Raw genomic sequence first — 2,109 nt, forward strand, 5'->3', positions numbered from 1 at the left:
CGGCAAGGAACGAGCGAAAAGCTGACCTCGCGCTTTGCACGCGTGCGGGTCCGTGCCGCGCATCGTGATTATTGGCAAACCACCCGGCGATTGGAGGAATGGTTGCTGATCGAATGGCCAAAAGGCGAGGACCAGCCTGCCAAATACTGGCTCTCGACATTGCCGGAGGATGTGGCATTCCGGACTCTCGTTGAGATGGCTAAATTGCGCTGTCGCATCGAACGCGACTATCAGGAACTCAAGCAGGAGGTCGGGCTCGGCCACTTCGAGGGACGCGGCTGGCGCGGCTTTCATCATCACGCAACAATGTGCATCGCAGGCTACGGATTCCTGATCTCCGAGCGGGAGACGATTCCCCCCTCAGGCGCGCGGCGCGCCCGGCCGATCCCGCTCGATCGCATTCCCGCAGATTACAGACCCCGCGGATCTGCCGCTGCGGACCCAACGTCACGTTCCAAATTCGATCGCGACGATGCGACGGCGCCTCGAACATGGGCTCGTCCGAACGCTGTCGAGATCTCCTTGTTGTGCGATCAAGTTCGACCACCAGACAGATCATCGTTTGTGACGCAGTAGGACTAAGCCGCCGGTCCAAAATCCGAGGCCGCTTCACCTCAGCGACCGCGAGTACTCACCTCGATGTCAGGGTCCAATTATTGAAGTTAAAGTTCATCCCACCTGGAGAGGAGGTGATCTCAACGCCGTATTGGACGTTGCCGACGTTTATCTCCCCAAAGTACCCTTTCGACTTGATCCACAGCAGGACACTCTTGATATCCACCGTCCCAGTGTTGGTCTTCGAAGTGCGCAGAAATGAGATGACCTTATGGTGATTTTCTCCTTGAAATACGTTCCAAGTCGCTCCGCCTACATCGACATTTGTGTAGATCGGTATCGCGGCCCCGGAAGAAGCGTACTTGTAAGAAATAGGCTTGACGTTGCCGCCACCATCAGGATTGCCGGTGTAATTCGTCCAGAGCATTATCTCATACTGATTTGAGCTGTCCCAGATATCGTAGGCGACGTCCCAGGCGCCGCTAGTCGGAACGTCCTGATTGAAGGTCGAGATCAGAGTGTTGATCGAACTGAGCGGTTTACCGACATTGAAACCCTCGTGGGGATAGCTCTTGATTCCGCCAGCATCAGGCTGGTTCGACCACACCCCCCACTGGTTGACAGCACTCACCGAGATAGTCTGGGGCCCTGCGCCCCTGCCCCATACGTCGTTATTCCAACTGTAGCCATCGATTGAAAAGCTCCCGTATTGAGCACTCGAACTCCATATCGGAGCTTTTGCCGATGCCGCGAGAAGCGCACCCTTGGCAGCAATCAGGACCACAAGCACCTTTAGCTTCGACACGCTCGCCATTCTCAATCTCCAACCTTTGCCCGCTCGCCCCTCGCAAGAGTTGGGCCATAATGGGCAGAGTCAGACGTCGCTATTTTTCTCGCGCTTCCGGTCGCGTTCCCGACAGGCTGGCGGATTTCAGACCAGGGCCCCTCGCGATTGGTTGGAACTGAAAGCGGCGTAGTCTCCGAGGTGATCAACCTCGAATCATCCGCCGTTTGGAGCGCCGGATCGGAGATCCATGCCATGACCAGCAACATCACAAAGATGCATTTCCCCACCGCGTGAAAGAGAGACGGCTCCGCAGCTTTTCGAAATTGATTCGATCCGGTCGAAACGGCGCTGCGGGAACGAGCGCGGGAATTGATTAGAAGAATTGCTCCGCAGCGAGCTCGATCCGGCCCTTGCGCGGCCGCGCTACGGACGCGGCGTGAAGGCCGGCCATGAGGGAACGCCCCGTTACGGGCATCGACCCGGCAGCCGGCTGCGGTCGCTGACCGGTAGCTTCGGTTCGATTAAAATCGCGGCCCGCGTGCCCGGCTTGACACCCGCGATGGGGGACGACCGAATGGAAGAGCCAATTGCTGCGGGCCTGCAAGGATCGCCTCAGCCCTGCCGAGGTAGACATCGACAGGAGTAGGTTGTCGATGCTCTCATGACAGCGGACGTGATTGTAGTGTTCGACGAACCGGGACGAAGCGCATGGTATTGCAGCCTCGCTGATCGCCTCTGCGTCGGCAGCATTAGTCTTCCCGCGCTTG

At 57.9% G+C, this 2,109-nt stretch carries 2 protein-coding genes; one reads left to right on the forward strand and one right to left on the reverse strand.

What is annotated here, in order from left to right; all coding sequences use genetic code 11:
* Positions 1-576: transposase (locus XI08_RS10065; RefSeq protein WP_271574297.1), on the forward strand; the 576-nt coding region annotated here is incomplete at its 5' end.
* 55 nt (positions 577-631) lie between these two features.
* Here XI08_RS10065 and XI08_RS10070 read toward each other — a convergent pair.
* Complete coding sequence (locus XI08_RS10070) at positions 632-1,369, reverse strand: glycoside hydrolase family 12 protein (RefSeq protein WP_161533429.1); 738 nt, start codon at positions 1,367-1,369, stop codon at positions 632-634.
* Positions 1,370-2,109: the final 740 nt, after the last annotated feature.

Source organism: Bradyrhizobium sp. CCBAU 11361, assembly GCF_028128935.1.
GTDB lineage: Bacteria > Pseudomonadota > Alphaproteobacteria > Rhizobiales > Xanthobacteraceae > Bradyrhizobium > Bradyrhizobium niftali.